Below are 25,617 nucleotides of genomic sequence, written 5' to 3' on the forward strand. Positions count from 1 at the left end.
CTGCCCCAAGCTCTATTGTTAGTGCCAAGAAGATGTACCGTTAAAAGTACAGCAAAGAAAAGAAGTAACGTTAATTCAAAAGGAAAACCTATGAAAATAAATCTTTCAGGTCACCATGTAGATTTAAGCGATACCGTAAAAGAACACGTCGATGAAAAATTTTCTAAGTTAGCATCTCATTTCCCAACGCTAATCGCTTTGGATATCATTATTTCAAAAGAACATGGCGAGTACGATATTGAGATAACCACTCAATATGAAGGCACTCGGATCTCTGCATCAGCTCAAAATTCTGTGATGTACCCCGCAATTTCTAAAGCGGCTAAAAAGTTGGATGCTGCATTGAAACATCGCAAAGGTCAGTTGAAAGGTGATTTACATAAAAAACCTGAATGTACTACACCTGATATAGCCCACGAAATTATTCAAGAAATGGATTTAACGTAGTCCATTTACTTTACTGAAAAAACTAACCTAGCCGCTCAATTGAGCGGCTTTTTTGTTAGTAATGTGAAGCTGCAAACCCATCAGGTTCACGCCTTTGCTAAGGCCAAGCCTATCTAAATGGTATGTGATAGGCTAATTAGCTTAGCTATATTTTTATTTTTGTTGCTTGATAAGTGCACATATAATCATCACTAATCCACAAAATGCGCCAAATAGATGCGCATTAATGGCGACATTGGCGTCGATTAAAACCGCTACACTATTACTTGCCCCCGCTATCTGTTCGTTGGCTATTTTCGCCCAGACTCCGGCCATTAATATCCACCCGCTTACGAGGCCGTGTTTTATATCTTGATATGCGCCCCATACAAATATGCCGTGCAACACGCCTGAAAGCCCTACGTACCATTGCAATTGAGGGTCTAAATAATAAATGCCGATACTGACGGCAATTCCGCAGATACAGATCATCATTAAGTAGTGCACGGTTTGGTAATACTGACCGTGAAGGGTCCATAAAAGAACGACAGCGGCAAGGTTGAGTAATAAGTGATTCAGATTAGTATGTAAAAAGTTGCCCGTTAATAGCCGCCACCATTCGCCTTGTCCAATTGATTCTCTATCAAAAGCGAGCCACATGCTACTGGTGGGCTCAGCAATAAATAGCATAGAAGCTATCGTGCATACGAGAATGGGGCCAAGGGAATGTGTCCATGAATAGGGCAGTTTTAACATACAAGTGGCTCTCAGGTGGGGATGAAATATCAACGGTAAAAAGGACATCATCTTACCCAGATGTGTCGCTCATGTCATGAGCAGGCTCAATCAATGACATGAAATTGAATTTGCGTTATAAAATAATTGACGCTTATGCCATAAAGGAACGATGAATAACGTAAATCGTTTCATGAACTACGCACAAATTATCACTAATTACACATTATTTTTAACAGATCTGTGCCGTTAATTTCTTTGCCCATTATTGCAAGGCGCCTCGGAGTAATAAGGATATATAGTCAATCAGAACTGATTACCCTCTGTCCACATTTAGATGGTAAACTCAGTGGTGGTAGTGTTACCGAAAGTTAAGGGCAGCGGTAGATCATCAAATGACCCTTTAGCGCAGACTCTAAGCCGGACGCAAGGATTATCCACGAGGATTATTTTGCTTTTAATTAACGACGGAGCGTACGTTATGCAAATCAAACACATGATGTCGACAAATATTGTCACTGTAAAAATGGACGACTCGTTAGCCCAAGTTATAGGTTTGTTCGAGCACCATAATTTTCATCACCTGTTAGTGGTTGAAGAACTTCAGTTAGTCGGCGTGCTATCGGATCGAGATCTCTTAAAAGCCATCAGTCCTACAGTGGGAACGGCGGCAGAAACCGCTAAAGACGTTGCGTGCTTACACAAGCGAGTACACCAAGTAATGACCCGTAATCCAGTTACCTTATCGGCTCAAAGCGGTCTGTTGTTAGCGATTAAAACGTTCAATAAATACTCTGTGTCGTGCTTGCCTATTGTTGATGAAGGCAACCGTCCTGTTGGTATATTAAGCTGGCGAGATATATTCAAATTTATTGAAAGTAATCAATTAAATAAGCATGGCTAGTATGATGTTTCGTTGCATTTATTCGTCAACCCCCAGTTAACCATGAGTGGTGCACTTATTATCCGAATTCGGGTGTTACATAGAGTGTAAAGTTCAATGAAGAAGATTAACGCTGCGCTTTTGCTCGTGGGATAGCTTGAGCATGCTTAGCCCAAATGAACATTAAGACATGCACCTAAATATGCCAATACGTTGATTGTTGACCTAGTACGTCAGCGTTTTCTAAATAAACTCTTGTCGAAAGTCTGATTTACTTCGGGATTTACGGGACAAAACAAGCTCTTTCAAAAGACCAAACCGAATATTCTTGCTAAATTGTCCATTCATTTTTGTCGCCGTTGCATGTTAAGTGAATAGTATGTCACGAGGGCAGTAGATTATGATAATTGGGTTGTTTTGTGTAAGACAAAATCATGACAATGATTAAGTGTTAGAAACGTTTTTAACGCTGTTGCTAAAGCTAAATGAAATGCCTCCACTTTTTTACTCAATGATGGTTCTAAAACGAGATGGTAAATATGCAATATCCTATCCTTTCGATCTACACGGCAGTCCATTCTAGCGACCAGTTGTGCATCCCACAGTATTGGCAATGCAAAATAGCCATACTGTCTTTTTGCTTGAGGTAAATAACACTCGAGCAAATAATCAAATTCGAATAGAGTCCGCATGCGTTTTCGTTGTATTAGCAAGTTGTCAAACGGCGATAAAATATGCATTTTTTTACGTCTTAGGGGCATATTCAACGAATTGAGATGCTCAGGAAGACAAAAGTAGTAATTACCGGCAACGTCGAGTGTAATTAATGTACCTTCTTCTTGCATAATATTCAGCTGGTGCTGAATAAGGTTTTTAGTATTTTTGCGTAAATAAGCTATTTCAGAGGCTTGACCTATTCCATTGGCGTGTAGAAAACGGGTAATTAAAAAACGTGAGTATTCTTCTTGGCTGGGTAGAGCACTATTAATGTCAGCGGGTAAAACGCGTTCCGTAAGCTCATAGACTTTATGAAACTTATCTCGTTTTACGATCATTAAATCACCCTGCATAAATAGGCACTCTAATGCTTGTTTAGCGGGTTTACTCGACCAATCACCCGATTTTATTTTATTTAAACGACTAGCACCATTATCGAAGTTTTTTGCTTTTAAAGGCCCTTCATTACGGATACGCGAGAGTACTTGTGTCATCAGTTTTGGATTGCGTGGATACCAGTGATCAAGTTCTCCTGATTTCAAGGCTTCTTTACGTATAAGCGTAAATCGATAGTCGCGCATAGGTAAATAAGCGGCTGCGTGAGACCAATATTCAAATACATGCTTTTGTGCGATAAGTTGTTCAAGATGATGGGGTTGGTATTTCGGGTTACGATTCCACAGGGTGTGATGATGAGCACGCTCAATCACGCTAATAGTATCTATTTGCACGTAGCCCATAGCTTCAAGCGCATTTAACGTTGCAGTAATGGCATTTCCTTTAGCAGGAGCAGTGGGAAGCCGTTGGGCGTGCAAAACTAATTTTCTGGCTTGTTGTTGGGATATTGATTCAGCCATGTTTACTCTACATTGCACCTAGGTAAAAACATCCATGCGCACTTAACAATATAATAATCGGTGCACAGCACTTTTTAGGACCAGGTTAAAGGATAGTGACCTTTGGGCTGGGGCAGGGAGCTTAATATTAATTAACGCTGACTTCGTCAACCTTCCAACCATCTTTGGTTCGTATTAGTTTCACCACACGTAAGTCTTTGATAATTCGACCGTTCAAGGTGCCCTCAAAAAATAATGAGACTGAGGCTTCTTTGGCAAATTCATTCCGGCCGGCATTAGCGGCTTTAGGTTTAATTTCAACTTCATCGTATGGCATGTTTAAGACGTGACGCTGCACGTTACGATTGATTCGGTACGATTTCATTAATCGGGACAGCTTGGGGCTGGCAAATTTCAATGCACCGTCTAAATTTTTATCTTTGTATATATGAGTGAAAAACTCCACCGCAGCATATTCAGGAATATTATTGTCCATCATGCCATATTTACCCGCACCGCTTTTTTTAGGGCCATCACAGGCGCTAATAATCAATAAGGAAACGAACAATATAAGCAAATGTAGCGGACGACGTAATGTCATGGAGGATCTGTGGTTAAAGGTATGGCACAGTCAAGTGTACCTGCGTTAGGTACAAAGTAAAAGGGAGACAAAATGCCTCCCTTTATAACAATTTAAGTAGCCTTAAATATGCTTATTGGACTTCTTCTGAATCACCAAATTCACCGGCAAACAATGGACTACTCAAATAACGCTCAGCGGCGCTTGCGAGTAATACAACGATAACTTTGTCGGCGTTTTCTGGTTTTTCTGCCCAGCGCTTGGCTGCTACTACTGCTGCGCCAGAAGAAATTCCTACTAAAATCCCTTCTTCTTTCATCAATCGATGCGCCATTTCCATACTTTCATCGTTAGTTACTTGCTCCACGGCATCAACGATATCTAAGTCTAGGTTACCTGGAATAAAGCCCGCGCCGATCCCTTGGATTTTGTGCGGTCCTGGTGTGAGAGGTAAACCCGCTTTGGCCTGAGTGATTACAGGTGAATCAGTCGGTTCAACAGCAACTGAAGTAATGGCTTTACCTTTGCTTTTAAGGTAACGGCTAACACCGGTGATGGTACCACCAGTGCCTACGCCAGCAACAAAAACATCCACTTTGCCGTCTGTGTCATTCCAGATTTCTGGACCAGTGGTTTTCTCATGAATTTCAGGGTTTGCTGGGTTTTCGAATTGTTCTAGCGGCACGTATTTACCTGGCGCTGATGCCATTAGTTCTTCTGTAGCAGCGATAGCGCCTTTCATACCTTTTGCGGCTTCGGTTAACACTAGGTTAGCGCCTAATGCTTTAAGTAATTTACGACGTTCTAGACTCATTGAACTTGGCATTGTTAAGGTTATTTTATAACCACGTGCGGCGGCTACAAAGGCTAATGCGATACCCGTGTTACCACTGGTTGCTTCGATTAATTCTTTGTCTTTGGTTAATATGCCACGCTTTTCAGCGTCCCAAATCATATTGGCGCCGATGCGGCATTTTACGCTGAAGCTTGGATTACGGGATTCGATTTTCGCATATACATTGCCGCCAGTAACACGGTTTAATTTTACCAGCGGTGTTTTACCGATAGTGAGAGAGTTGTCGTCATAAACTTGCATATTTTTTCCTTTCTAGTGTCGTGAGGGTGCCGAATTTGATACGCCTTTATAGCTCACGCATAAATTTGTACATTTTAGTTAATGGCACTTACTGTCTAATACCGTAGGTCTGTTGATTACCTTCTGCGTCAGGTTACTAAGGTTAAGGCGAGTTGGCCAAATTCAAAGTGCTATTTCGCTATATCTTATGGAAATAGTTAACACTAAGAATAATTCATTGGTAATTTTCCGTATCACACGGTTAACTATTGCTTAATTAATGACAGTTGTGCGCTTTGCTGGTTCAGTCTTATGCGCGATTCAACGTAACAAATAATGTCTAGGCGATTATGCCGTCTTTTAACCTAAATTATATACTGAGGTATTAATGTCTTTTAATGGAACGAGTAATTATATTGCTAGCGATGAGCTGCGACTTGCGGTAAATGCGGCTATAACCCTAGAACGCCCGTTATTGATAAAGGGTGAGCCGGGAACGGGCAAAACCATGCTGGCCGAAGAGTTGGCGGGAAGTTTAGGCACGGAGTTAATCCAATGGCATATAAAATCGACCACTAAAGCGCAACAAGGTCTATATGAATATGATGCGGTATCGCGCTTACGGGATTCTCAATTAGGGGACGATAAAGTCCACGATATTAAAAACTATATAGTCAAAGGTAAGCTTTGGCATGCTTTTGAAAATGGTAATCGTCCTGTCTTATTGATTGATGAAATTGATAAAGCGGACATCGAGTTTCCAAATGACTTGCTGCAAGAACTCGATAAAATGGAGTTCTTTGTTTACGAAACCCGTGAGACGATTAAAGCCGTTCAACGTCCCATTGTGATTATTACCTCGAATAACGAGAAAGAATTACCCGATGCGTTTTTACGTCGCTGTTTCTTTCATTACATCCAGTTTCCCGATCAAGAAGAAATGCGTCGAATAGTTGATGTGCATTTTCCTACCATTAAGAAAGACTTGTTAAATCAAGCGTTAGAGTCATTTTTTAATCTACGCGATATTCCGGGACTTAAGAAGAAGCCTTCGACCTCGGAGTTATTAGATTGGTTGAAACTTTTGGTAGCGGAAGATATTTCCCCAGAAGCACTGCGTGAAAAAGACAATAAAAAATCCATTCCACCACTATATGGTGCGCTTTTGAAAAATGAGCAAGACATCCATCTTTTTGAAAAACTGGTATTCATGGCGCGTCGCTAATGTTGGTAGATTTCTTTTTTAAATTGAGGGAACACCAGCTTAAAGTCAGTTTAAGCGAATTGATGGATTTGCTTAGTGCGTTGCAAAAAGGTGTAATTTTCGCAGACGTTGAAGCTTTCTATTACTTAGCACGCTTGTGTTTGGTAAAAGATGAAAGTCAATACGACAAGTTCGACCGTGCCTTTGCAGATTATTTCGAAGGTGTGCAACAAATTGATTTGTTCGGTAAAGACATACCTGAAGAGTGGCTCCGCAAAGAAATTGAACGTCATTTTAGCGAAGAAGAAAAAGCGAAGATCAAGGCTCTTGGTGGGCTAGATGAGTTGATGAAAACCTTAAAGGAGCGTCTTGCTGAGCAGGAAAAGCGCCATCAAGGAGGCAACAAATGGATAGGCACAGGGGGTACTTCACCCTTTGGCGCTAACGGTTATAATCCTGAAGGTATTCGCATAGGGCAAGAAAATAACCGTAACTTTTCCGCAGCTAAAGTGTGGGATAAACGCGAATTCAAAGACTTAGCGGGTAATGTTGAGTTGGGTACGCGCAACATTAAAGTCGCGCTTAGAAAACTACGCAAATTTGCTCGCAGCGGCACCAGTGAAGAACTCGACATGCCTCATACTATTGAAGGCACAGCCAAAAATGCAGGGTTGCTTGATATTCAGATGATGCCTATTCGGCGAAACGCAATTAAAGTGCTGATGTTTTTTGATGTAGGCGGCTCAATGGATGCACATATCAAAGAATGTGAGGAGTTATTTTCTGCAGCCCATACAGAGTTTAAACATTTAGAATATTTTTATTTTCATAACTGTTTGTATGAAGGCGTTTGGAAAGACAACAAACGTCGTGGCAAAGAAACCATGTCAGTATTTGACGTCATTCATAAGTATGGTACTGACTACAAAGTTATTTTTGTGGGCGATGCCACAATGGGTCCCTATGAAATAACGTATCCGGGGGGCAGCGTAGAGCACTGGAATGAAGAGCCCGGTGCCGTATGGATGGGGCGTATTTTGCAGCATTTTAAACACGGGATTTGGTTAAACCCTCAGCCGCAACAATATTGGAATTACTATGCGTCTATCGGTATTATGCAGGAAATAATGGAACAGCGTATGTTCCCGTTGACGATTGATGGCCTCGGGGACGCAATAAAAGCGCTACATAAAAAATAAAAAGGTGGGCGCGTGAGCGAACCAACACATTCAGCTACAGAAGACGCGCCCGTAAACCCTGCTCATTTAACCCAGAAAGAAACTCGTAATATGGTGACGCCTTATGCGTTCCACGTTGCTAAATCTCTTTTTGGTACTCCCTTAGCAAGACCTCTCAAACGTGCTTGTGCATTACTGATCGATGCCGCCATTATCGGATTGTTAAGCCAAGCAAGTGATATTTTGTTAGCGTTTATCGCAGCCATTACCTTCTTTAGAGCCGGCAATCGTTTAAAAATGAAAAAGCGTTTCAACATTGCGCGTATTTCTCTGCGGTTCGTGACGGCAATTTTGATTTTTGTGATCGCAGTACAAACGATTGAGTTTGTGCAAGATGTGCTAGAAACGCCGGATGAAAACCAACAAGTACGCTCTGAGTTAATTGAAGAGGGAGAATTTCGAGCGCTTGAGCTAAACAACCCTGATGATTTAGCGTTGATAGGCTTAACCGCGAAATACCTGTTGAAAACCAAAAACGTAGCGAAAAATATTGAGTACGGCAAATGCATTGAACCACTTGAATGTTGGACAACGCTGGGGCAAGAGTTGGCATCAGATTTGGCTTCGTTACCTATAACAAAACGTGTTTCTGAAAAAGTATTCGACGAATTTAGGAATGCGGTAAGTGACGATCTTACGCCGCAACAGAAAAGTCAGCTGGAAGTGGCCATGACTCAGGCTTATGAGCAGGCACATACCTCAGATGAAAAAACTACGTCTGAAATTGAAGAGGGTGACGTAGGGGGGATTGATTTTGAGGCAGCGATTGAAAACCCAAACTCACAAGGCGCACAATCTGTAAACGGTGATCCACACGAAAATTTTTCAGCTGACGTAAACACCCAGGACAACGAAAAAGAAAATGGTCAAAAAGAAAAAGCCCAGTCTTTTTTTACAACCTTAAGTGAGATTGAGGGACCAGGTGCGAACGGCTCTTCTGCGCCGAGTATTTTAGATTGGGTACAAGGAATAGCGGCCGATCTTGGCCTTGGTTTTGGATGGGCTGCATTTTATTTTAGTATTTTCACCGCGTGGTGGTCAGGACAGACACCGGGTAAGCGTTTGCTGGGTATTAAAGTGATTAAACTCGATGGTAGTGCCTTAAATTTATGGGAAAGCTTCGGGCGTTATGGTGGTTATGGTGCAGGTATCGCGACCGGACTGCTGGGCTTTTTACAAATCTACTGGGATCCTAACCGTCAAGCGATTCAAGACAAAATTTCTGAGACATTGGTGATAGATTTGCGTAACGAAAGTGTAGAGTTTGTGCATCCTTATACATCTGCAGCACATACACCGAATGCAACGTCAAACGAACCGTCAGACAAACCAACTAATAACGAGTAGTAGCTAAGTGGCAAACAGATTAAATCAATTGTTAAAACAGTGGCGCGATAGCAAAGATTCACAGAAGTGGGTTTTGGCCACCATCATTGAAACAGACGGCTCATCTTATAGAAAAGCCGGGGCAATGATGATGATAAACGACTTAGGTCAATATTTTGGCTTACTCAGTGGTGGCTGTCTTGAGTCCGACATTATGCTACAAGCACGCCGTTGTTGGGATAGCGGACATAACCGTATTGTTGAATATGATATGCGTGAAGAAGAAGATTTAGCGTGGAAGCTAGGTATTGGTTGTGGTGGTATGGTGCGTATTTTATTGCAACCCGTGGACGGGGAAAACGATTACTTACAGCTCGATAATCTATATGCGCTTTTAGAGGCCAATGAGGCCGCTGAGTATTGTCAGGTTATTGACCAAAAATCGCCAAAAAACACCTTAAGTACGGCAGCGCCCTCGGACCGGCCAGTCGCAGAATTAGGTGTATTTAAACAAGTTCTTAAACCCGCTCCACATCTAGCGGTATTTGGTGGAGGCGTTGACGCGCGTCCGGTAGTCGCCATTGCAATGCAACTTGGGTGGCAAATAACGTTAGTGGATCCACGCACCAGTTATGCACGAGATGGGCATTTTGATGCCAGCGTAAACCTCGTTCGGCAGCCGATAAATTCCCTTGGCCAAAGTGTATGGCTACAGCAAATCGATATGGCGCTTATTATGACGCACAATATTAAACTTGATGCGCAATCCTTGGCATTAGTGCAAAGCAGCGCAGCTAAATATGTTGGTATGTTAGGACCGATACATCGTACTGACAGAGTGTTAGATTTGCTCCCGATCAATAGAGATCAATTAACGAAGCCCCTGGCCAATCCGGTTGGGTTGCGCTTAGGTGGTGAATTGCCTGAATCGATAGCCTTGTCGATGCTATCTGAGGCCCACGCTTTTATAGAGCAACAAGATGGGCTGTCCATTAGTGGTATATTGTCGTAATGAAAGTAGCGGCTTTGATGTTGGCAGCAGGCCAGAGTAAGCGTTTTAACGGAATTAAACAGCTTGCTGAAATAAACGGCCAGCCGATGTTGTTACATACCCTTAATCATCTGACAAGTAGCGGAGAACTCCTTGATAAGCTTTGGGAGTTTAATATTATTCTGGGCGCCCATGCCCCGCAAATTAAACATGTACTGCCTTCCTATGTTACTCCACTGCAGTTTATTGACTGGCAAAAGGGTATGGGAGCAAGTCTGGCTTTTGGCGTGAAGAATGTTCACAGCGAGTCATCCCATTTATTAGTGACTTTAGCTGATCAGGTAGCGATTAGACGTGAGCATGTGGAAACTATGTTGCATCATTGTGCTCAAGCACCCGGAAAAATAATTGCCGCCCGGTACGATAAAGTACTAGGTGCGCCGGTCATATTTCCCAGATGTTACTTTACACAGTTATTAGCGCTCGATGCTGATACAGGGGCGCGTAAGATATTGCAACTGCACATAGATGATGTTGTTGCGGTGGATATTTCTAACGCACAATATGATATCGACACACAATTAGAACTCGCTGCTTGGCGACATTCCGCTAATTAAGACCTAGCATTAATTTACAACACCGTATCACTACAATGGAGCGTTAAATGATTCGTTTTAACTTAAATAATAAAGCCGTAGAGGTTGATGTTGATCCCAATATGCCCTTGTTATGGGTGCTGCGGGATATTTTGAATATGACAGGCACAAAGTTTGGTTGTGGTATGGCTCAGTGTGGCGCATGTACGGTGCATCTTGACGGTCAACCCATTCGTTCTTGTGTTATGCCGCTTTCGGCAATAGCAGATAAAAACGTCGATACGATTGAAGGCCTATCAACCGATGCTAGCCATCCCGTTCAACAAGCGTGGCTTGAACACAATGTGCCTCAGTGCGGTTACTGCCAGTCAGGCCAAATAATGAGCGCGGTGGCACTTTTAAACGAACATCCTAATCCAGATGATGAAACGATTGATAATTATATGCAGGGCAATATTTGTCGCTGTGGCACTTATCCCCGCATTAAAGCAGCGATCAAAACTGCAGCGAAAAACAACCGAAGTGCCTTCGATTATTCCTTAGCGAAAGACGTAGGGGCGCATGTATGAGTAATCATAAGCAAATAAAATCCGTTAGCCGTCGAGACTTTCTTCGTTATACCAGTGTCACCGGTGGTGTGTTTGTTCTAGGTGCTGTGCTACCTAGTTTCTCGCCTGTATGGGCAAATGCCGCTACTGCAAATGATGCATCGAACACTCTTAACTTATTTGTCAGTATTGATGATGACAGTACGGTAAATATCGTGTGTCATCGAAGTGAAATGGGTCAGGGTGTACGCACCGGGATACCGCAGATTGTTGCCGATGAGTTGTGTGCTGACTGGTCAAAGGTAAATGTAGTACAAGGGCTAGCTGATGAAGCTTACGGTAGCCAAAATACCGATGGCTCACGCTCGATTCGCCGCTTTTATACTACCATGCGCGAAATGGGGGCCACTGCCAGAGCCATGCTTGAACAAGCCGCTGCACAAAAATGGGCTGTGCCTGTCGCTGATGTATTCGCCGAAAACGGCATGATCGTACATAAAGCGTCAGGTAAGGCGTTGAGTTTTGGCGAACTTGCCAGTGCTGCAGGTCAGATCACACCGCCCGCCATAAAAGACTTAACCTTTAAATCCCCCGAGCAATTCAAGCTGATTGGTAAACCTGTTACCTCAGTGGATTTATCTGATGTATTGACCGGTAACACCACGTTCGGACAAGACATAAAACTTGATGACATGCTTTACGCCAGTATTGAGCGCTGTCCAGTAGTTGGCGGCAGTGTTAAAACGTTTAATAAAGACGCGCCTTTAAAAGTGGCTAACGTTTTGGCCGTCGTGGAAATGCCTAAGCAGAGTTTACCTGTGCTATTTAAAAACCTTAATGGAGTAGCAGTATTAGCGAGTAACACCTGGTCTGCATTGCAAGGTCGACAGGCGTTAGATGTTTCATGGGATTTAGGCGCCAACCAAACCCATGATTCAGAAGCATATCTAACTGAGCTCAAACAGCGGATAGTGACCAAGGGCAAACCATTTCGTCAAATCGGCGACGCTTACAAGGCGTATGAAAGTTCAGAACAATCGCTTGAAGCGACCTATACCTTACCTTATTTGGTCCATGCTCCAATGGAGCCACCTGCGGCTACAGCTGTTTTTAAAGACGGCTATTGTGAGGTGTGGGCATGTACTCAGACGCCACAATCAACGCAACAAAACGTTGCAGGAGCGCTGGGCATAGATAAAAGTAAAGTGAAGGTGAATGTAACGCTATTAGGAGGAGGATTTGGTCGTAAGTCTAAACCTGATTTTTCTGTAGAAGCGGCTGTATTAGCCCAGAAAACGGGTAAGCCAGTGAAAGTCGTTTGGAGTCGGGAAGACGAAATTCGCCACGGTTATTATCACGCAATTAGTGCTCAGCATTTCCAAGCGGGTATAGATGCAAATAATAAGGTGACCAGTTGGCTACAACGTACTGCATTCCCTAGTATCAGTTGGACATTCACCGGCACCACCGATGAACCCCAGAATAATGAGTTGTCATTAGGTTTTGGCGATCTACCATTCGATATTGATAATTTGTCGTGTGAGACACACAAAGCGCCGGCTCATGTGCGTATTGGCTGGATGCGTTCAGTAAGTAACATTCAGCATGGATTTGCTATTGGTTCATTTGTGGATGAATTAGCAGAAAAAGTGGGTGTTAGCACCGCGCAAATGTGGCTTACGTTAATTGGTGATGACCGGATTGTAGACCCCAAACCTGAAGGTTTTGATTATGCCAATTATGGTGAACCCGATGGCGCCTTTCCCATTGAAACCAAACGTCTAAAAAATGTGTTGAATGAGTTAATGGGTAAATCTGGAGCTGATCAACCGACTGCCGATAATGAAGGGTGGGGAATAAGTGTGCATCGTAGTTTCGTGTCATACGTAGCTGTTGCAACTAAGGTTAAAGTAGAAAATAACAAAGTGAGTGTGCTTGAAATGCATTCTGTTATTGATGCTGGCCGTGTTATTAATCCCGATCGGGTTAAATCCCAACAAGAAGGGGCGATGATATTTGGTTTATCTATAGCCTTAATGAGCGAGATTACCCTAAAAGAAGGGGCAATTGAGCAGTCAAATTTCCATGATTATAACGTGTTGCGCATGCATCAAAGTCCAAAAATAGTGACGCATATTATTGAGTCTACTGAAGCTCCTGGAGGAGTGGGTGAGCCTGGCGTACCACCCGTTGCTGCATCGGTAGTTAATGCGATTTATCATGCATCTAAAACACGTATTCGAGCATTACCAGTAAGTAAACACTTCACAGTGTGAAAATAGCGATACGATAAATGTCAAATAAACAACGTCATGGCGACATCTTGTGTTGCCATGACTTGGTGAAAATGCCCCTGGATTGCCATCAGTTTCTTGGTATTTTGTAGCATGAAAGGGCATAACGTAGAGTCTAGGGACTTACGCATTTTAATTAAATCAAACTCCAATAGTACGTCTCCAGCCTTATAGGTTTGGCCGATACTAGCAACACGCTTAAATCCCTCTCCTAACATTGTGTGACTGTTCATGCCGAGCTGCATGTAAAATCGAAGACCATTTGTTGCAGTAAGTGCAATGCAATGCCCTGTAACAGGCAACAGCGTCACTACGCCAGCATAAGGCGCACAAAGTTGATAACCCGCTGGCTCAATAGCCACCCCATCTCCATACATACCATGGGTAAACAATGCATTAGGCAAGTGCTCAATAGATACGACTTTGCCTGATAACGGACTATTGACCGGTAAGGCTTTCTGATAAGTCTTAGGTGCAGTGGATTTTACGATAGAGGTAAACACGTTGTTTACTCAGTGACTTTATAACCGTCGTTACGCAAAGCATTAACGGCGTTAAGTAAATCAGTCTGCTTGAGCAAAAAGTAATCCGTATCAAATGTAGACACCACGAAGATACTCACATTGGCTTTAGCAAAAACAGAGCCTAATCTGGCCATGATACCTACCATCGACAAGCTAAGGGGGCCCAAAACCTCCATTGCCCGCCAATTAGTATCGCTTGCTTCACTCTTAACGTGCACGTCATCTGGCACTACAACGCTCAACTCGTCTTCTGTTTTACTAATAAAGAAAATAGGGGCTTGCAGTACTTCATTAGGGATAGGGGCATCATGTTCTAAGCTGTGTATACAGAAATGTGTTGGATGCAGTGCTAACGTCTGTTTGGCCATGAACTATCCGAATAATAAGAATTGAAGTGGTTATTCTGCTGGCTTTACTGAACAACGCAAGTACTTAAAGGTTATTATTTGGTTATATCTGCTAATTAAAGGGCGATTTGCAGGTGGTATGACCATGGTTATATATTCAACATTGATCGCTCGTTTGCTGATCTAATAGCGAGATCGAATGATTTTTTTATTTGTTGCTTATTCACAAAGTTATGGGCTGTTATTCACATTCAGTGCCATTTATAGTGGTGTTATCCACTGAATCTGTGGATAACCTTGTTGAGTTCTCTGTTTTTACGCTTTAATCGATTGATATGACTCACTATTTTAGGGTTGGTCGTAAATTGCACAGTTTACACAAGGAATCATTGATGTTGATAACTTGCAAGTCTCTATTAGTCGAAAACGGATAAATTATTTGTTTAATTGTTAAACGAAAGACGCCTGATCCAGGCCGATCGCATAATTAACCTCAGTTAGGCAATTAATTTAATTTTCGACAGGTCCTGTTTTTCAACAAACTCACAGAAACTCGAGGCTAAATATTCAGTTTGTTTGAGTACTTGTTGCCAATAGGCTATACGTGAATCTGTTGTCATTTTAGTAAAGTCTTCGCGATCTGGAATTTTACCAAAGGGCAGGGAATCGATAAATGCATCCGAGGGAACCAACATAACGGTTTTATCGTAGTTTTTAGCATTCACTTGTCGTTTAAGAGATTTATCAAACCATCCTGCTTTAGGTTGTGCATTAAAATGTGGATATAAAGTGAGTCCAGGAGCATTTTTCAAAGCTATGTCGAAGTGGTAATCGATAATACCGCCATCACGATACATACCTGGTGGGGCACCTGGTATATTTTTAATGCCAAGCATGACCATGGGTATTGAGCCAGAGGCTAATAATGACTCTTTAATATTGTCTTTGGTTAAGGCTACTTGGTGGGTTAAAAATCCACTTTCATCCTCAATTTTCAGCGTGCTTAATGCATTTTGAAAGACAAAGCGCTCATATTGTTTTGTCAGTAACTTTCGATTGACTCTATTGAGTGCATAGCTTTTGACTAGGCCTGCAATTTGCAACGGCCTACGTTCCGATGCTACCAGCCCATTCGATTTAGCCACTAAAAAGTGTGCTCTAAATATCGGATTGTCGATCACTTCCTGTGCGCCATTTTGATCAAAAACGCGATCAAGTAGTACGCGAGCACTATTACTGATATCAAGCGGGGTAACATCATCTTCATAAGATGTCTGCGAATAATATTTTGCTAAACGACTGATTGCAGCGACTGGATCCTTTTGGGCAAAGCAAGCAGCACGGAACGCACCAGCAGATGACCCGATTAGGTTTAATGGTTCGTTGCGATCAGCAAAAAAATGGCCAAAAAGATACTTGTCTAAACCAAATAAACTAAACCATTTAGGACCGCCACTGGCGCCAAGAAATGAACCAAAAATTTGTTGCTTGAAACCATCTTTCTCGATCAGCGCCAAGGCTGATTTTCCCGCATATATGTCTAACATAAAGAAAACAAAATAATTATCTAACTGATAGATTAAGCTTACCGTAAAACGCTTTCGTAATGCTGAAAAAATTGTCGGCGGGTTGCGCCTTACTCGAAAAATACGCCATTAAACGTGTTCAATTAAAACACCGTGATACGAGAATTTATAATGGTTACTGAGCGTTGATTAAAGTTAAATTATGACAAAAAAGTAAAAACGACACATCGACAAGTCAACGATTTGCTCTTCAGGCTTATCCAATTCCAATGTGTGCCATTCAGATAGCTGCAGTGATGATAAAGATGCATATTTTGCTCTCTTGTCACATATATAAACCCTGATTTTACTCACCATAATCTACTGTAGTGCTTACTCAAAGGTTAAAATAACGTCGGTTGCGGTGTATAAATGTGCAATTTGTGTATTAATTCAGCATCCAAGCTTCTTCCATAAAAAAGCGCTTGCAGTCACCCATAAGCATCGTTATTATACGCGCCGCTTCGAGGGATTCCTCAGCGAAGTTCTATACAGTGCGTCCGTAGCTCAGTTGGTTAGAGCACTACCTTGACATGGTAGGGGTCGGTGATTCGAGTTCACTCGGACGCACCACTTTCTAAAACATTCAGTCAGTTTGTATATTTTACAATATTCTCCCCTTCTTACATTTCTTCTTAGCTTTTAAGTCGTTTTATTCTTTTAAATACTATCGTTCGACTATGTTTTATCGCGTTTTAATTTGTGTGCTAACCACTTTATTTCAACTTTTTGCCATGGCTAGTTTATAAGTGCCTCCTTTAACCTCAGGTATTACTCATTTTATTAATTAGATTTGTTGATGGGGTTATAAAAAAGGTTGAAAATTTTTTAACGTTTTGATTTTAAGGTATTTAAAAGTTTATTTTGCGGTGTGTGATAATCAAATTTATGGGAAGAAAAAGCTACATATACTAATGTTAAATGGTTAATTCAGTATGTTTTTAAATTTTATTTAGAATTTTTATCTAAATAACTGACTAAGTTTATTGCGCAAAATCGATTCTGCTCAATGTAACTGTTTGTCATTTCTGACTTTGATAGATGGATGGTGTGCATTTTGCTACACCAGCAAAGCATCACATCTAAATCTGATATACGCTCGGCATTGCTTGCGATTATATTAGGTGTGTTTTTTTGAAGAGAAATTTACAAACAGTAGGATCAGGTTAGAAATATTTGTTTCTGACTATTCAAATAATAAGAAGTAACAATAAGTGCTATATGTGGGTTTTAAGCCTATTTAAACTTAATTGTTGTCACATGGATGTTGTTTTGTCACGAGGTACCACAATTTATTTTTTATCGTCAAAGGAAATAGCATGAGACTCACACAGTGTATTGGTCCTGCCCTATTATCAGGGGCAATAGCAAGCTCTTTCAGCGCGTCAGCTGTAGAGGTAAGCAAACAAGAACTTGCGACACTTAAAGCACAAATTTCTGCTTTGCAAGCTCGGCTCGAGCAACTTGAAAATCAATCTTTATCATCTACTAACGAGATTAAACAGCCTTTATCTTCTGATGTTGATACTACTCAGTCGGTTGATTTGGTCAAACAAGACAAAGCACTAGAATCTAATACTGTCGAAATTGCGACGGCTGAGGTCGAAAATCAAGACGGGATCACCTTTGGTGGTGCCATAAGAACCAATTACAGTTATACATCCTACGATGACGGCAATAAAAACCGTGGCGGAGATTTCGATTTCGATATTTTCCGTATTAATATGAGTGGTGAAGTAGGTGGTATAACATTAAATAGCGAAATCCGCTTTTTTGATTATATGACGGCAGTAAAATATGCCTATGCTGGTTACCAATTTAGCGAAAACTGGCAAGTCCAAGCGGGTATAACAAAAGTCCCTTTTGGTAATCAGGCCTATAACTCGCAAAATTACTTCTTCAGTACGAATTATTATTTAGGCTTAGAAGACGACTTCGATTTAGGGGTGGTTTTCAAACGCAGTATTGCTGACAACTGGCAACTGGATGTCGGTTTTTTCAAAAATGATGAACTTGGCGGTGTAGATGGTTATGTAGATAATCGCTCAGACCGTTACTCATATGATATTGTTGGGATCAGATCTGAAGGGGATGGCATCTATGATGAGCCTATTGAAGGTCTTGGTGAATACAATACTTTAGCCGGCCGTTTCGCGTATCACTTCACGACGGGTGAAATAAAGACTGAAGTCGGTGTATCTGCTTTGCAAGGTGGTATCCATAATGGCGAAAAGCGTGCCGGGGACTATCAAGCGTGGGCTCTACACACCAGCAGTCAATATCGCAATTGGCATCTTCAATTTCAGCATAGTCAGTATGATTATGATATTGGTCAGGCAGACAGATTAGCGGTGGGGGCATACTCGTTTTATGACTCAATCGCAGCGGATGCTAAGTCAACGACATTGAATGTCGCATATGATATGGCGGTCGATTTTGGTCCTGTTACGGATTTGCAATTCTATAACAACTTTGGATTGGTTTATGACAAGTCGGATGACTCTGAAAATACTATGATGAATGTATTGGGTATGTCAGTCGCTGCCGGTGGGTTATTCACCTATTTCGATTTTGTACACGCGAAAAATCAACCATTTATAGGTGGCAGTGCCGCTGGCGATAGTGATGAAACAGAGCAACGTTTTAATATTAATATTGGTTATTATTTCTAATGGTTTTAACAAACGCATATGTTTGTAGATGTTTTATAAAAGGATATTTTGATGAGTGAAAATAAAGATCCGATGATACCGGACGGAGAAGTCAACCCCATTGATACAGACTATCAAGTGGGACAAGACAATATAGTGGTGAACGTAGGGCCATTTGGTTTAGATATACATAACCGAGTATTTGCCGTATCAGGCTTGTTGGTTATCGCCTTTGTTGCGCTGACGTTGATTTTTCAGGCTGAAGCAGAACCCTTTTTTGGTGATATCCGCAATTGGTTAACAGGGAACCTTGATGGTTTCTTTATGACTGCTGCGAATATTTTCGTTATTTTGTGTTTGGTGTTAGTTTTCTCTCCTTTAGGCCGCGTGCGCTTAGGCGGCACAGAAGCTAAGCCAGATTACACTTACGCAGGTTGGTTCTCGATGCTGTTTGCCGCGGGCATGGGTATTGGCTTGATGTATTACGGTGTGAGCGAGCCGTTAGGTCACTTCGGTACAGCCTTCGCTGGTCCGGTATTTGAAAATGGTGTGCGCACGGATTACGCACCTTTAGGTGGGGCGCTAGGAGATGCCGCAGGCGCAGAAAGTCTTGCTATGGCAGCGTCCATTTATCATTGGGCACTTCACCCTTGGGCTATTTACGCGATAATGGCGCTTGGCTTAGCGTTATTCTCGTTCAATAAAGGTTTGCCTTTAACCATACGTTCGGTTTTTTACCCGATTTTAGGTGAACGTGTATGGGGTTGGCCTGGGCATATCATTGATATTCTTGCTATTTTAGCCACGTTGTTTGGCTTAGCTACGTCATTAGGTTTAGGTGCTTCACAGGCAGCATCAGGCTTGCATTCGGTATTTGGTATACCACTGGGTGAGACAACAGAAATACTGTTGGTGATGGGTATAACGGCGTTGGCTCTATTCTCAGTTATTGCGGGACTGGATGCTGGTGTGAAAAAACTATCGCAAATTAATATGTTTCTAGCTGTATTGCTTGTGGTCTTCGTACTCGTTGTTGGACCCACTATAGCCATCTTTACTGGCTTCTTCGACAATATAGTGTCTTATATTCGTTACTTGCCTGAGTTGGCTAATCCGGTTGGGCGTGAAGATACAGGCTTTGCCACAGGTTGGACTGCATTTTATTGGGCTTGGTGGATTTCCTGGAGTCCTTTTGTTGGTATGTTTATCGCCCGTGTCTCTCGTGGTCGTACAGTCCGTGAGTTTATTATTTCGGTGTTGTTAATTCCCTCACTTGCTTGTGCATTCTGGATGACGGTCTTTGGTAGTACAGCGATTAAACAAGTTGTGGTTGATGGATATCAAACCGCGGTTAATGCGGAATTACCGCTGCAATTGTTTGCCGTACTTGAAGGATTACCGTTAGCGAATATCACCTCGTTTATCGCCATTATATTGGTTGTTGTGTTCTTTGTTACCTCATCGGACTCAGGATCTTTGGTAATTGACGTTATCTCTGCAGGCGGAAAAGTCGAATCACCTACGCCTCAGCGCGTGTTCTGGTGTGTATTCGAAGGCTTAGTGGCTATTTCGCTTATCCTTGGCGGCGGACTTATCGCATTACAAGCGATGGCGGTGTCCACGGGATTCCCGTTCACGATTGTATTGCTTATTGCCGCTTTCTCCATGGTAAAAGGCTTGATGTCTGAACCACGTTAACCCATACGTTAGGTAATGCAAATCCAGCCATATGGCTGGATTTGTCATTTTTACGTAACTCAGAGTGAATGATATGGCTATCGAACAAGTTGAAGTCACAGATTTTTTTCATCGGCATAAACCGTTTTCAGACTTGGCTGAGCAGGAACTTTCTCAGTTGGCTTCCGGAATTGAAATTGCTTACTACAAAGCGGGTTCGCCCATCCTTACATTCGGCCAAGATAATAACCAATGGTTTGTGATCCGAAGTGGTGCGGTGGAAGTTTTTCGCCGTGACGGCGAATTATATAATCGCTTAGGGGAGGGCAATTTTTTCGGTGAATTAGCGATTATGCGCAATCGTCCAGTGCGATTCCCTGTGGTGGCACTTGAAGACACCTTGGTATATTTAATAGATGCGGAGACCTTTAACAATCTTTTTGATAGTAATGAGCAATTTGCTGATTTCGTTGAAGTAGAAGATCGTAGCCGACTGCGTGATTCGAATGCAGATAGAAAAGAAAATGACTCATTATTAACCGCCAAAGTTGAAAAACTAATTGGCCAATTACCCTTAATTTTACCACCCAATACGACTGTGCAAGAAGCGGCAGTGCGCATGACTGAAGAGGGAGTGTCATCCGTTCTTATTTCGAACGATCAGCTCAGCGTTAATGACGACGCTGATGATGAGGAATTGGTTATTGGTATCGTTACTGACGTTGATATTCGCAGTCGACTGGTGGCGCAAGGATTAAAGTTGTCATCTCCGGTGACTGATATCATGACGTCGCAATTAACCAGTGTGCAAAGTCACCAATACGTATTTGAAGCAATGATGCTAATGCTTAAGCACAAGGTAACGCATTTGCCAGTGCTTAAAAAATCTCAACCTATTGGTCTAATTAGTCATCAAGATATTTTACGTTACGAATCTCAAAACAGTTTATTTGTAGTCAAAAGTATTTTCAACGCGCTAAATGTTGATGAGCTGGCGGCGCTTAAAGGCGAAGTGCAAACCTGCTTCTCTCGAATGGTGCATGAAGATGCAAATTCACAGATGATAGGCAGTGCGATGGCCGTGATCGGACGTAGTTTTAAACAACGCTTACTTGAGCTGGCTGAGCAAGAGTTTGGTCCGCCTCCTATCCCTTATTGCTTTCTAGCGCTTGGTTCAATGGCCAGAGACGAGCAATTGATTGTAACTGACCAAGACAATGCTTTGGTGTTAGACAACCGCTTCGACCCACAAATACACGATGAATACTTTGATGCGCTAGCAAATTTTGTGTGCGATGGCCTAGACAGATGTGGTTACACCTATTGTAAGGGTGGCATCATGGCGACGAACAAGAAATGGCGTCAACCTTTGAAAGTATGGGAACAGTATTTTAGCCAATGGATAGATAAGCCGACCCCTGAAACATTGCTCAACAGTGCTATTTTCTTCGATCTTGACGGTGTGTGGGGCAAAAAAGTTTGGGCTGATTCGTTAAATCGCCTTATTCGTAAAAAAGCTTATAAAAACGCACGATTCTTAGCATGTTTGGCGCGAAATGCGTTGTTACGGACGCCGCCCTTGGGTTTCTTTAAGGACTTTGTAATGGAGACCGATGGTCGTCAAACGAACTCAATTAATATGAAACGCAGAGGTACCGCGCCCATTGCTGACTTGATTCGTGTTCATGCTTTGTCGGTAGGCGCAAAAGGGCGTAATAGTTTTGCTCGTTTACAAGGTGTCATTGAGTCGAAAATATTGCCTCCTGGGCGCGGCGCCGACCTGCGGGATGCACTGGAGTTTATTGCCATGGTTCGCATTCGACACCAAGCGTTTGACATAGATATGCAACGTGTACCAGACAATGATATAGAGCCGGAATATTTGTCAGATTTTGAACGTAAAAATTTAAAAGATGCGTTTCAAATTCTAAGTGACGCCCAAAAATTCATGAAATATCGATATCAGCCAGGTCGTCATCTGTAGCGTGATGTTAAGGGGAGTAGATGTTTTACTTAGATAAGAAAGCACTGCAAGATCAACCGGATGTTAGAACGCTAAATAAAAGTGTCGATTGGTCTGCTGAATTTGCTAAACGTAACAAGAGTGCGCACTATCCTGCGCTCAAAGAATATTATGCTCAAGGTGTCGTATCGCCAGAAACCCCGCTTTCAGAGGTACCGTTAGTTGCGCTAGATTTTGAGACGACCGGACTTAACCCCAAAACGGATAGCATCGTGAGTATTGGTTTGGTGGCGTTAACCGCTCAACGAATAAGGTGCAAAGAAGCGTACCACTGGATAATTAAACCCGATACCGAACTAAAAACAAAATCGGTGGTTATCCATGGTATTACCCACTCAGATGTGGCCAGTGCGCCAAGTTTTAATTCGATTTTAGACGCGCTATTGCAACATCTTCAGGGAAAAATAGTGGTTGCGCATCATAAAGATATTGAAACCCGTTTTTTAAATTCGGCTCTTAAACATTACATTAATGAAGAAATTGTCTTTCCCTGTATTGATACGATGGCGCTAGAGGCGCGCTTTTCTCGCACATTCAAGCGCACGTTTTTACGCAGTTTATTGGGGCAAAAAACGCCATCAATTCGCCTTACAGATTGCCGTACAAGATATAATTTACCTTATTATCGTCAGCACAATGCATTAACAGATGCGTTGGCTTGCGCAGAATTGTTACAAGCACAAATCGCCACTCATTATCCCGAACAGTCGGTGCCCATTTCAGCTATTTGGTGTTAGGTATTAGGCGATATAGAGCAATGCTTGAATAATTTTTGCCAAAACAGTACATGCTCCTTCATTGCGTATTGATAAGTAGAAAATGCCGTTATGCTTTGCTCAGTGAGTAGACGCCTAAAGCTTTTATGTAGCTCAGGTTGCTCGCTAAGAGATTGATATATTGGAGATAAGGTATAGTGAACTCGATTTAAGTCACTGCCAATAGGTTGAATTTTTTCAATAAAAAATAGCGTAAATACGTTTTTTAAATATGTTATTTTTTGGCTGGCTTGTCCATTAGGACATTGTTTAAATAAAGGTTGCAGCTTCAGCCATGTCGTCGTTCTCGTTAGCTCCTTAGCCATCAATGCTTGAGTCCGCCATGTTTTAGCCGGTAAATGTATTTTCGCTAGCTGCTCAAGATTACGTTCTAATTTTTTTGCGGAAATAGTTGCTTGAGGATGCGTTTTTAAATCCAATAAATAGCTAAGAGCGCTTTGAGTTTGTTGTAGATCCGTTGCGCTCACCGAGCTGATAAATGCACTGTTGTTACTAAAAGCGTTGATCGTTTCTTTACTGGTCTGTATTAGATTTGCCCAAACGAAGGGCAAATCAGTTTGTTTTTGGCTTATCCATCGATTTAAATTTTCGCGTTGCTGGGGCATTAATTTGCTACAGCGAGCCAAAGAAGCAAGCATCTTATGCTCGTAAACATAGCGAACTGAAGGCAGTTGAGTGCGCCCTAAAGGTGTATTCCGCTGTGCTATCAAAACATTTACATCACATTTATCAAGCGCAAAAAATTGCTTAACATCTATTAATGGCGTTTCGATAACCGTGTTTAACTCACGTTTTGTTGGGTATTGAAGTGTTATTGAAGACGACGTTGACGTGTGCAGTTGTGTGTTTGAAAATGGAGTGTCGAGCACATTAGCCATGCGCTGCTGATAGTCTTCGAACGTTTTCTCGAGGTTATTTTTACCACAGCCAAACAAAGTTAGAATCGATAAAAGCAAGCAGCATAAATGCCGTGGCGGCAAATTAGCTAACGAAAATCGATTCATGTTAGCCAATTAAACTTTATGACTCGATACAACACTGCGTCCGCCATCTACGGTAATGATTTGTCCCGTGACGTACTTCGCTTCGCACAAATAATGTATTGCTTGAGCGATATCATCTGGCTGACCTAACGACTTGATAGGAATTTGGTTTAGAACCTGATCTTTATCTTGTTCAGACAATACCTGTTCTGGCCATAAAATAGCTCCTGGAGCTACACCATTAACGCGAACGTTAGGTGCCAGCTCGATAGCTAAGGATTTTGTCATCGTCACAAGTGCTGCTTTGGCCATACTGTAGACTGTATGGTGTTTTAATGGTCTATCTGCATGTATGTCGACCATATTAATGATCACGCCTCGATTAGTGCTTAAGGCTGGTGCTAAGTGCTGAGCTAAAAATAACGGCGCCTGAACATTACTACCAAATAAATCTTGCCAATTGTCTAGGGTGATTTCCCCTATTGGGGTAGGGTAAAATGATGAAGCATTGTTGACTAATACATCGATACGACCAAAAGCATTCATAACCTGCTCAGCCAATTGTCCTAAAGTTTCAGTTGCGCATAAATCTGCAATGACTAATCGAGCGGAGTTTTGGCGTTTACTATTAAAGGTCGCTAATAAAGCTTCTGCGTCTTCGACGGAGTGATGACAATGCAGGACAATATTAAAACCTGCATTATGTAAGTAAAGAGCAGTGGCGGCTCCAATGCGTTTGGCGCTACCTGTGATAAATGCGACTTTGGCAGACATAAGGCTCCATATAATTTGCTATAAACTGGGTGATGATACGTAACGTCGGGCAATTAGGATTATGTCGCGTCACCGTAATTTACAATTTTTATGCTAATACTAACCATCTATGCTAATAGTAACCATCTGATGCAAGCCATCACATATCTGAGCTAGGCTCGGTGATATTATCTAATTGTTGTACGATATTTTCAAAGGTTTCACGTACTGACGATATTAGCGTTCGATTTGCTAGCCAGCTAGGGATTTTACCCACTGGATCAGCCTGTCCCGTATATTCTATCGTTAACCGTCCATTTGCAGTTGAAAATAATTTCCACTGACCGTTTACTTTTTGCATGCGCACATAGCCGTCATTTTGTGGGTATTGATCACCCACATCAATAATGTCGATAAATAGAATGTCATGTTGATAATAACTGACTGATTTGGTCACCATATCTCGGTCTTTTATGGGCCAAGGCGCAGCAAATTTACTGTGTACTATGCGAATGTTATTTTTGTTAGAAAAGAGCACTGTGACTTCTCGACAATTCGCTATCCACAGAGGGGCGCGCTTAGTGTCGTCTAATAGTTGTAAAAACGCTTTTATGCTCGTATTTAAATGAGCAATACCACGCACCGCTAATTGATTATTTTCGATTTCACGTTGGTAAACAGTCACATTCTCCGATGAGGATGCTAAATTCCACGTTGATGCAGGCTCTAGACTCTGCGCTTGAAGTACGCAAGGCAGGAAAAATAGGTGATACAGGCATGTACGTAACCCGCATAGATTGAATTTGAATGGCGATTGCATAGTTTGCACAATTTTCGTTATAATGTAGCGCTGTTCTGATGGTAACAGA

23 protein-coding genes and 1 tRNA gene are annotated in these 25,617 nt (G+C 42.0%); 14 read left to right on the forward strand and 10 right to left on the reverse strand.

Annotated features, from left to right (window positions below):
- Window positions 1-90: 90 nt before the first annotated feature.
- Window positions 91-447, forward strand: a complete 357-nt coding sequence (raiA, locus tag GQS54_RS09705) for a ribosome-associated translation inhibitor RaiA (protein ID WP_166423804.1) — start codon at window positions 91-93, stop codon at window positions 445-447.
- Between the two features lie 153 nt (window positions 448-600).
- Here raiA and rrtA read toward each other — a convergent pair whose 3' ends face one another.
- Window positions 601-1,182, reverse strand: a complete 582-nt coding sequence (gene rrtA / locus GQS54_RS09710; RefSeq protein WP_166423805.1) for a rhombosortase — start codon at window positions 1,180-1,182, stop codon at window positions 601-603.
- Window positions 1,183-1,642: 460 nt separating this feature from the next.
- Here rrtA and GQS54_RS09715 point away from each other — a divergent pair, with 460 nt between their 5' ends.
- Window positions 1,643-2,065, forward strand: coding sequence for a CBS domain-containing protein (locus tag GQS54_RS09715; RefSeq protein WP_166423806.1), 423 nt, complete (start codon window positions 1,643-1,645; stop codon window positions 2,063-2,065).
- A gap of 377 nt (window positions 2,066-2,442) precedes the next feature.
- On the opposite strand, the gene GQS54_RS09720 is transcribed toward GQS54_RS09715, so the two are convergent.
- From GQS54_RS09720 to cysK, 3 genes are all read right to left on the reverse strand, one after another.
- Window positions 2,443-3,618 (reverse strand): crosslink repair DNA glycosylase YcaQ family protein, encoded by a 1,176-nt coding sequence (locus GQS54_RS09720; RefSeq protein WP_166423807.1) that lies wholly within the window; start codon window positions 3,616-3,618, stop codon window positions 2,443-2,445.
- A 127-nt stretch (window positions 3,619-3,745) separates the two neighbouring features.
- Window positions 3,746-4,198, reverse strand: a complete 453-nt coding sequence (locus GQS54_RS09725) for a hypothetical protein (RefSeq protein WP_166423808.1) — start codon at window positions 4,196-4,198, stop codon at window positions 3,746-3,748.
- A gap of 112 nt (window positions 4,199-4,310) precedes the next feature.
- Window positions 4,311-5,273, reverse strand: a complete 963-nt coding sequence (cysK, locus tag GQS54_RS09730; RefSeq protein WP_166423809.1) for a cysteine synthase A — start codon at window positions 5,271-5,273, stop codon at window positions 4,311-4,313.
- A gap of 367 nt (window positions 5,274-5,640) precedes the next feature.
- On the opposite strand from cysK, the gene GQS54_RS09735 reads away from it, so the two are divergent.
- The 7 genes from GQS54_RS09735 to GQS54_RS09765 are packed head-to-tail and all read left to right on the forward strand — an operon-like array spanning window position 5,641 to window position 13,431.
- Window positions 5,641-6,477 (forward strand): MoxR family ATPase, encoded by an 837-nt coding sequence (locus GQS54_RS09735; RefSeq protein WP_166423810.1) that lies wholly within the window; start codon window positions 5,641-5,643, stop codon window positions 6,475-6,477.
- Window positions 6,477-7,655, forward strand: a complete 1,179-nt coding sequence (locus tag GQS54_RS09740; protein ID WP_166423811.1) for a VWA domain-containing protein — start codon at window positions 6,477-6,479, stop codon at window positions 7,653-7,655. The genes GQS54_RS09735 and GQS54_RS09740 overlap by 1 nt, the downstream gene beginning before the upstream one ends.
- A gap of 12 nt (window positions 7,656-7,667) precedes the next feature.
- Entirely contained in the window at window positions 7,668-9,041 is a 1,374-nt protein-coding gene (locus GQS54_RS23260; protein ID WP_166423812.1) for an RDD family protein, read from the forward strand.
- A 7-nt stretch (window positions 9,042-9,048) separates the two neighbouring features.
- Window positions 9,049-10,032: an XdhC/CoxI family protein gene (locus GQS54_RS09750; protein ID WP_166423813.1), complete on the forward strand. Its 984-nt coding sequence runs from the start codon at window positions 9,049-9,051 to the stop codon at window positions 10,030-10,032.
- Window positions 10,032-10,628 (forward strand): nucleotidyltransferase family protein, encoded by a 597-nt coding sequence (locus GQS54_RS09755; protein ID WP_166423814.1) that lies wholly within the window; start codon window positions 10,032-10,034, stop codon window positions 10,626-10,628. The genes GQS54_RS09750 and GQS54_RS09755 overlap by 1 nt, the downstream gene beginning before the upstream one ends.
- A 47-nt stretch (window positions 10,629-10,675) precedes the next feature.
- Complete coding sequence (locus GQS54_RS09760) at window positions 10,676-11,176, forward strand: (2Fe-2S)-binding protein (protein WP_166423815.1); 501 nt, start codon at window positions 10,676-10,678, stop codon at window positions 11,174-11,176.
- Window positions 11,173-13,431 carry a molybdopterin cofactor-binding domain-containing protein gene (locus tag GQS54_RS09765; protein WP_166423816.1) on the forward strand — a complete coding sequence of 753 codons (2,259 nt, stop codon included), beginning with the start codon at window positions 11,173-11,175 and terminating at the stop codon, window positions 13,429-13,431. Before GQS54_RS09760 ends, GQS54_RS09765 begins: the two co-directional genes overlap by 4 nt.
- Window positions 13,432-13,451: 20 nt before the next feature.
- On the opposite strand, the gene GQS54_RS09770 is transcribed toward GQS54_RS09765, so the two are convergent.
- The 3 genes from GQS54_RS09770 to GQS54_RS09780 form a co-directional block, all read right to left on the reverse strand.
- The gene (locus tag GQS54_RS09770; RefSeq protein WP_166423817.1) at window positions 13,452-13,952 is read right to left on the reverse strand and encodes a PTS glucose transporter subunit IIA; all 501 of its coding nucleotides are present in this window, start codon (window positions 13,950-13,952) and stop codon (window positions 13,452-13,454) included.
- Window positions 13,953-13,957: 5 nt separating this feature from the next.
- Entirely contained in the window at window positions 13,958-14,341 is a 384-nt protein-coding gene (locus tag GQS54_RS09775) for an ACT domain-containing protein (protein WP_166423818.1), read from the reverse strand.
- Between the two features lie 476 nt (window positions 14,342-14,817).
- Window positions 14,818-15,867 (reverse strand): patatin-like phospholipase family protein, encoded by a 1,050-nt coding sequence (locus GQS54_RS09780; RefSeq protein ID WP_166423819.1) that lies wholly within the window; start codon window positions 15,865-15,867, stop codon window positions 14,818-14,820.
- A gap of 514 nt (window positions 15,868-16,381) precedes the next feature.
- Between GQS54_RS09780 and GQS54_RS09785 the strand changes: the two genes are divergently transcribed.
- The 5 genes from GQS54_RS09785 (at window position 16,382) to GQS54_RS09805 (ending at window position 22,973) form a co-directional block, all read left to right on the forward strand.
- Window positions 16,382-16,458, forward strand: a tRNA-Val gene (locus GQS54_RS09785).
- A 746-nt stretch (window positions 16,459-17,204) separates the two neighbouring features.
- Window positions 17,205-18,557 carry a porin gene (locus GQS54_RS09790; RefSeq protein WP_166423820.1) on the forward strand — a complete coding sequence of 451 codons (1,353 nt, stop codon included), beginning with the start codon at window positions 17,205-17,207 and terminating at the stop codon, window positions 18,555-18,557.
- Window positions 18,558-18,608: 51 nt separating this feature from the next.
- A complete protein-coding gene (locus tag GQS54_RS09795) occupies window positions 18,609-20,234 on the forward strand; it encodes a BCCT family transporter (RefSeq protein WP_166423821.1) in 1,626 nt (541 codons plus the stop codon).
- A gap of 73 nt (window positions 20,235-20,307) precedes the next feature.
- Window positions 20,308-22,197 carry a DUF294 nucleotidyltransferase-like domain-containing protein gene (locus GQS54_RS09800; RefSeq protein WP_166423822.1) on the forward strand — a complete coding sequence of 630 codons (1,890 nt, stop codon included), beginning with the start codon at window positions 20,308-20,310 and terminating at the stop codon, window positions 22,195-22,197.
- Window positions 22,198-22,217: 20 nt separating this feature from the next.
- The gene (locus tag GQS54_RS09805) at window positions 22,218-22,973 is read left to right on the forward strand and encodes a 3'-5' exonuclease (protein ID WP_166423823.1); all 756 of its coding nucleotides are present in this window, start codon (window positions 22,218-22,220) and stop codon (window positions 22,971-22,973) included.
- Here the strand turns inward: GQS54_RS09805 and GQS54_RS09810 are convergent.
- The 3 genes from GQS54_RS09810 to GQS54_RS09820 form a co-directional block, all read right to left on the reverse strand.
- Window positions 22,970-23,968 (reverse strand): DUF3080 family protein, encoded by a 999-nt coding sequence (locus GQS54_RS09810; protein ID WP_240919890.1) that lies wholly within the window; start codon window positions 23,966-23,968, stop codon window positions 22,970-22,972. The two genes, GQS54_RS09805 and GQS54_RS09810, sit on opposite strands and share 4 nt — an antisense overlap.
- Window positions 23,969-24,025: 57 nt before the next feature.
- On the reverse strand, window positions 24,026-24,769 hold the full coding sequence (locus tag GQS54_RS09815; protein ID WP_166423825.1) for a pteridine reductase: 744 nt from the start codon (window positions 24,767-24,769) through the stop codon (window positions 24,026-24,028).
- 139 nt (window positions 24,770-24,908) lie between these two features.
- Window positions 24,909-25,568, reverse strand: a complete 660-nt coding sequence (locus GQS54_RS09820; RefSeq protein WP_166423826.1) for an START domain-containing protein — start codon at window positions 25,566-25,568, stop codon at window positions 24,909-24,911.
- Window positions 25,569-25,617 lie beyond the last annotated feature (49 nt).

Source organism: Paraglaciecola sp. 20A4 (assembly GCF_011378905.1).
In the GTDB taxonomy this organism is placed as follows: domain Bacteria; phylum Pseudomonadota; class Gammaproteobacteria; order Enterobacterales; family Alteromonadaceae; genus Paraglaciecola.

What these genes read in the sequence shown, in the direction of transcription:
- raiA (WP_166423804.1), top strand. Translation starts at nt 91, where the DNA reads ATGAAAATAAATCTTTCAGGTCACCATGTAGATTTAAGCGATACCGTA.
- rrtA (WP_166423805.1), bottom strand. Translation starts at nt 1,182, where the DNA reads ATGTTAAAACTGCCCTATTCATGGACACATTCCCTTGGCCCCATTCTC.
- GQS54_RS09715 (WP_166423806.1), top strand. Translation starts at nt 1,643, where the DNA reads ATGCAAATCAAACACATGATGTCGACAAATATTGTCACTGTAAAAATG.
- GQS54_RS09720 (WP_166423807.1), bottom strand. Translation starts at nt 3,618, where the DNA reads ATGGCTGAATCAATATCCCAACAACAAGCCAGAAAATTAGTTTTGCAC.
- GQS54_RS09725 (WP_166423808.1), bottom strand. Translation starts at nt 4,198, where the DNA reads ATGACATTACGTCGTCCGCTACATTTGCTTATATTGTTCGTTTCCTTA.
- cysK (WP_166423809.1), bottom strand. Translation starts at nt 5,273, where the DNA reads ATGCAAGTTTATGACGACAACTCTCTCACTATCGGTAAAACACCGCTG.
- GQS54_RS09735 (WP_166423810.1), top strand. Translation starts at nt 5,641, where the DNA reads ATGTCTTTTAATGGAACGAGTAATTATATTGCTAGCGATGAGCTGCGA.
- GQS54_RS09740 (WP_166423811.1), top strand. Translation starts at nt 6,477, where the DNA reads ATGTTGGTAGATTTCTTTTTTAAATTGAGGGAACACCAGCTTAAAGTC.
- GQS54_RS09755 (WP_166423814.1), top strand. Translation starts at nt 10,032, where the DNA reads ATGAAAGTAGCGGCTTTGATGTTGGCAGCAGGCCAGAGTAAGCGTTTT.
- GQS54_RS09760 (WP_166423815.1), top strand. Translation starts at nt 10,676, where the DNA reads ATGATTCGTTTTAACTTAAATAATAAAGCCGTAGAGGTTGATGTTGAT.
- GQS54_RS09765 (WP_166423816.1), top strand. Translation starts at nt 11,173, where the DNA reads ATGAGTAATCATAAGCAAATAAAATCCGTTAGCCGTCGAGACTTTCTT.
- GQS54_RS09775 (WP_166423818.1), bottom strand. Translation starts at nt 14,341, where the DNA reads ATGGCCAAACAGACGTTAGCACTGCATCCAACACATTTCTGTATACAC.
- GQS54_RS09780 (WP_166423819.1), bottom strand. Translation starts at nt 15,867, where the DNA reads ATGTTAGACATATATGCGGGAAAATCAGCCTTGGCGCTGATCGAGAAA.
- GQS54_RS09790 (WP_166423820.1), top strand. Translation starts at nt 17,205, where the DNA reads ATGAGACTCACACAGTGTATTGGTCCTGCCCTATTATCAGGGGCAATA.
- GQS54_RS09795 (WP_166423821.1), top strand. Translation starts at nt 18,609, where the DNA reads ATGAGTGAAAATAAAGATCCGATGATACCGGACGGAGAAGTCAACCCC.
- GQS54_RS09800 (WP_166423822.1), top strand. Translation starts at nt 20,308, where the DNA reads ATGGCTATCGAACAAGTTGAAGTCACAGATTTTTTTCATCGGCATAAA.
- GQS54_RS09805 (WP_166423823.1), top strand. Translation starts at nt 22,218, where the DNA reads ATGTTTTACTTAGATAAGAAAGCACTGCAAGATCAACCGGATGTTAGA.
- GQS54_RS09815 (WP_166423825.1), bottom strand. Translation starts at nt 24,769, where the DNA reads ATGTCTGCCAAAGTCGCATTTATCACAGGTAGCGCCAAACGCATTGGA.
- GQS54_RS09820 (WP_166423826.1), bottom strand. Translation starts at nt 25,568, where the DNA reads ATGCAATCGCCATTCAAATTCAATCTATGCGGGTTACGTACATGCCTG.